The sequence below is a fragment of the Microbacterium sp. genome, assembly GCF_039812165.1.
Classification (GTDB): Bacteria; Actinomycetota; Actinomycetes; order Actinomycetales; family Microbacteriaceae; genus Microbacterium.
The window spans coordinates 1-4,682 of the sequence record NZ_JBDIAB010000211.1 but is presented as its reverse complement, the minus strand read 5'-3'; the positions used below and the strand labels follow the sequence as shown (position 1 = coordinate 4,682).

The following is a 4,682-nucleotide window of genomic DNA, read 5'->3' as shown; positions in this document are numbered from 1 at the left end:
CTGCGATGGCGCTACATATATGAAGCGCCATCGCAGGGAAGTGGCGCCCACACGGCCACCGGTAGCGCCATCGCAGGAAGGTGTCGCCAACAGCACAGCCACCCGGTAGCGCCACCGCAGGAAGGTGTCACCAACAGCACACCCACCGACCGCACCACCGCAGGAAGGTGTCACCAACAGCACACCCACCGACAGCACCACCACAGGAAGGTGTCGCCAACGGCGCACCGCCCTGCCGCGACCTGTAACACGCCGGCGCCTGCCCGCGCAGACCAGACAGAATGGACGGATGGACTGGCAGATCTCCGAGGACACGGTGCCGAGCGCGCCGATCACGGAGGCCGACGCGCGCCTGCTGCGCGCCCGTCCGCCGGCCACCGGAGCATGGCAGGACGGCGACCCCCTCGGCGACCGGCGGTTCGCCGCGTTCGGGGCGTTCCGCACCGAGGGCGGACGTGAGCTCCCCGGCATCCGCCTCGCGTACGAGACGTGGGGCGAGCTCGCGCCCCGTCGTGACAACGCGGTCCTGATCCTGCACGCGCTGACGGGCGACAGCCACGTGCGCGGATCGGCGGGTCCCGGTCACCCGACCGACGGCTGGTGGGGCGACATCGTGGGCCCGGGCGCCGCGATCGACACCGACCGCTGGTTCGTGGTCGCACCGAACATGCTGGGCGGATGCCAGGGCTCGACCGGGCCGGCCAGCATCGCGCCCGACGGGTATGAGTGGGCATCCCGCTTCCCCTACCTCACCGTGCGCGACCAGGTCGCCGCCCAGGTGCGACTTGCGGATGCGCTCGGCATCGATCGCTGGGCGGCCGTCATCGGCGGGTCGATGGGCGGCATGCACGCGCTGGAATGGGGCGTCGGGCAGCCCGACCGCGTCGAGCGGCTCGCGGTGCTGTCGGCGCCGCCCACCAGCACCGCCGACCAGATCGCGCTCAACTCGGTGCAGCTCGCCGCGGTGCAGATCGACCCGCGCTTCCACGGCGGCGAGTACTACGACTCCGGCGACGGCGACGGGCCGCACCGCGGGCTCGCGCTCGCGCGCCGCATGGCCCTCCTCAACTACCGGAGCCCCACCGAGCTCAACCAGCGGTTCCAGCGCACGTGGCAGTCGGGCAAGAGCCCGCTCGGGCACGGCGGGCGGTTCGCCGTGGAGAGCTACCTCGACTTCCACGGCAACAAGTTCACGCGACGCTTCGACGCGAACAGCTACATCACGCTCGTCGAGGCGATGAACTCGCACGACATCGGGCGGGACCGCGGCGGGGTCGACGACGCGCTCGCGCTCGTGACGGCGACGACGCTCGTGCTCGGCATCGACACCGACCGGCTCTTCCCGGTGGAGGGGCAGCATCGCATCGCCCGCGGCATCCGCTCGACGCTCGACGACGACGCCGTGGTGCTCGTGAGCGACTTCGGCCACGACGGCTTCCTCATCGAGACGCACGCGGTCGGCGCGCACCTGCGCCGCCTGCTCGAGGCCTGAGCCGGCGCCGGAGGACCGGACAGCAGACCGGTCCTGAGCCGGCGCCGGATCAGGACTGGACGCAGACCGGCCTGGTGAGCGCGGCGCGCAGGCGCGTGCGGCGCTCCGCGGCGAAGCTCACCGCGGCCAGGCACAGGCCCGCAGCGGCGAGCACGACGCCGACCCACACCGGGGCGACGAAGCCGAGCCCGCTCGCGATGACCGCCCCGCCGAGGAACGCGCCGAGCGCGTTGCCGATGTTGAGCGCCGAGTGGTTGAGGGCCGCCGCGATCGACTGGTTCTCGCCGGCGACGTCCATGAGCCGGATCTGGATCGTGGGGATGACGGCCGACGACGTGAGCCCCACGACGAACACCATCGCGCCGAGCGCGATGATCGACGACGCCGTGAGGGCCAGGATCGACTGCACGACGACGAGAGCCGCGAGCCCGCCGAGGAGCGTGCGTCGCAGGTCGCGGTCGGCGAGGTGCCCGCCGATCAGGTTGCCCGCCGTCATGCCGAGCCCCATCAGGACCATCACGAGCGGCACGACCCAGGTCGGCGCGCCGGCCACGTCGGTGACCATCGGCGCGAAGTAGCTGTACGCGGCGAAGAAGCCGCCGAAGCCGATCGCGCCGACGGCGAGGGTGAGCCACACCTGGCCGATGCGGAAGACGCCGAGCTCGGCGCGGAGCGTGCGTCCCGGGTCTCCGGCGTGCGCCGGGACGAACACGGCGATGAGCGCCGTCGCGAGGCCGAAGATCACGGCGACCACGAGGAAGGCGGCCCGCCAGCCGAGCTGCTGGCCGAGGAACGTGCCCAGCGGCACGCCCACGACGTTCGCGACGGTCAGACCGGTGAGGACGAACGCGACGCCCTTCGCGCGCTTGCCCGGGCCGAGGGCATCCGCCGCCACGAGCGCGCCGATGCCGAAGAACGCGCCGTGCGGGAGACCGGCGAGGAAGCGCGACGCCGCGACGAGCTCGAACTCCGGGAGCAGGAACGTGAGCGTGTTGAACACGGTCAGCGCGAGCGCGAGGACCACCATCACGCGATGCCGCGGGTACTTCGCGACCGAGCCCGCGATCGTCGGCGCACCGACGACGACGCCGAGCGCGTACAGCGTGATGAGCCAGCCGGCCTGCGAGATCGCGTCCTCGGGACGCGCGGCCCACAGCGAGGGCAGGAGGTCTTGCGCGATGTCGGGCAGCAGGCCCATGACGACGAACTCGGTCATGCCGATGCCGAAGCTGCCGATGGCGAGGGAGAGGAGCGTCCACGTCGCCGCGCCCCCCGAGCGGGTCGAGGAGGTCACGCGACAACGCTACGCGCGGATCCCGACATCGTCCAATCGGCGGGCGGACGCCGGGACCGGAAGGCAGCGGGGCGGATGCCGGGGCACGAAGACAACGGGGCGGATGCCCGCGCCCGAAGGCAATGGGGCGGATACCGGGGCCCGAAGACAGCGGGCGGATGCCGGGACGGGAAGGCGTCCGCCGGATGCCGGGCTCGGGGCTCAGGCCGAGTCGTCCTGACGCTCGATCGCGGCCTCGAGGCGCTCGACCTTGGCGTCGAGCTCGCCGGTGTAGCCGGGACGGATGTCGGCCTTGAGCACGAGCGAGACCCGCGAGCCGAACGGCAGGACGGCCTCGGTCGCGGCCTTGACGACGGCGAAGACCTCGTCCCACTCCCCCTCGAGCTCGGTGAACATCGAGGTGGTGCGGTGCGGCAGGCCCGACGCGCGGACGACCGCGACCGCGGCGGCGACCGCGTCGTGGACGGAGCCGTCGGCGCGGCCGGTGCCGCTCGGGGCGACGGAGAAGGCGATGAGCATGGGAACCTCCGGGTTCAGAGCGGGGCGTTCGCGGACAGGACGTGCCTGCGTGCGGGAGCGCGCAGGCGCACGATGCGCACGACCATCCAGACGAGCAGCACGATCAGCAGCGCGTTGCGCAGCGTGAGGAGGGCCACCGGCACGGGCTGGGCGGTGAGCACGCCGGCGTAGAGGATCGGGAAGACCGCCTGGGTCAGCGCCGAGAGGACGAGCACGAGCAGCGCCGGCCGTCGCCACGCCCGCCGGTCGAGGACCAGGCCGACGACCACGCTCGGCACGAGCCAGCTCAGGTACTGCGGCGAGCCCACCTTGTTGAACACGATGAACGCCGTCACGAGCGCGAGCGACAGCGGCGGGAACAGCGACACGAAGCGGATGCCGCGGGTCGCCTGCACGGCGCCGAGCGACCAGATCGCGACCACGGCGACGACGAGCGCCGGGGTCATCGCGGCGATGACGCCACGCAGGTTCGATCCGAGCACCTGGTAGGTGAGCAGGTCGTGCGAGAAGTAGACCTGGAAGCCGGGCAGGCCCGCCATCGTGCCCCACAGGTAGGGCATCGCGACCGGGGCCTCGACCTGCAGGCCGCGCGTCGCCTGGTCGCCGACGAACCCGAAGGCGTGCGCGGCTCCGCCCGCCGCGACGACCGCCAGGATCGTCGCCGCCGAGACGACGAACGCCCCGCCGACGAGCGCGACGCGACGGCGCACGACGACGAGCGCGGCCGCGAGCACGGCCGCGGGCCACACCTTGATCCACGTGGCCACCGAGAGCACGATCGACGCGAGCCAGGGCCGCCCCACGAGCCACAGCGACCCCACGATCACGAACGGGACCGTCAGGCCGTCGAGCCGGTACATCCCGGCGGGCCCGAGCGCGACGATCGCGGCGAGCCAGAACCAGGCGGCGAGCGAACGCCCCGCCGAGCGGCCGGCGCCGACGAGGACGGCGAAGGCGACGGCATCCGCCAGCGTCACGAGGACGGCCCACGCGATCGTGTAGTTGCCGACGAGCGCCTCGATCGCGTGCGTGAGCAGCATCGGGATCATCGCGAGCTGCGGATAGACCCAGTCCGCGGTGATGCCGACGATCTCGCCGCCGTGCAACGCGCTCGACGACCACGGCTCGTACACGCGGTAGACGTCGCCCATCGGCTGGTTCGGCAGTGCGAACCCGAGCCACGCGGTGACGGCGTGTGCGACCACGAACGCGATCCACAGCACCACGCGCCTCGACACCCGTCGAGTCTAAGCGGGCGGGGACGGATGCCCGTGCGGTCAGTCGACGGGCAGGGTGAGGAGCGCGCCCACGGCGCGCGGCAGCGCCGCGGCGACGTCGAGGGCGGTGATCGGGCCTCCGCGGCCGCCGAGCGGCGCG

General features: G+C 72.7%; 4 protein-coding genes. 1 reads left to right on the top strand and 3 read right to left on the bottom strand.

The annotated features are described in order from the left end of the window. The first annotated feature begins 289 nt into the window (after positions 1–289). A complete protein-coding gene (locus tag WML84_RS12995; RefSeq protein WP_347346564.1) occupies positions 290–1,492 on the top strand; it encodes a homoserine O-acetyltransferase in 1,203 nt (400 codons plus the stop codon). Between the two features lie 49 nt (positions 1,493–1,541). On the opposite strand, the gene WML84_RS12990 is transcribed toward WML84_RS12995, so the two are convergent. The 3 genes from WML84_RS12990 to WML84_RS12980 form a co-directional block, all read right to left on the bottom strand. Next, positions 1,542–2,786 (bottom strand): MFS transporter, encoded by a 1,245-nt coding sequence (locus WML84_RS12990; protein ID WP_347346563.1) that lies wholly within the window; start codon positions 2,784–2,786, stop codon positions 1,542–1,544. Between the two features lie 201 nt (positions 2,787–2,987). Continuing rightward, positions 2,988–3,305 carry a thiamine-binding protein gene (locus WML84_RS12985; protein WP_347346562.1) on the bottom strand — a complete coding sequence of 106 codons (318 nt, stop codon included), beginning with the start codon at positions 3,303–3,305 and terminating at the stop codon, positions 2,988–2,990. Between the two features lie 14 nt (positions 3,306–3,319). Beyond that, the gene (locus tag WML84_RS12980) at positions 3,320–4,543 is read right to left on the bottom strand and encodes a hypothetical protein (protein ID WP_347346561.1); all 1,224 of its coding nucleotides are present in this window, start codon (positions 4,541–4,543) and stop codon (positions 3,320–3,322) included. Between the last annotated feature and the right edge of the window lie 139 nt (positions 4,544–4,682).

Coding starts and splice junctions, on each gene's coding strand:
- WML84_RS12995 (WP_347346564.1), top strand. CDS start 290: ATGGACTGGCAGATCTCCGAGGACACGGTGCCGAGCGCGCCGATCACG.
- WML84_RS12985 (WP_347346562.1), bottom strand. CDS start 3,305: ATGCTCATCGCCTTCTCCGTCGCCCCGAGCGGCACCGGCCGCGCCGAC.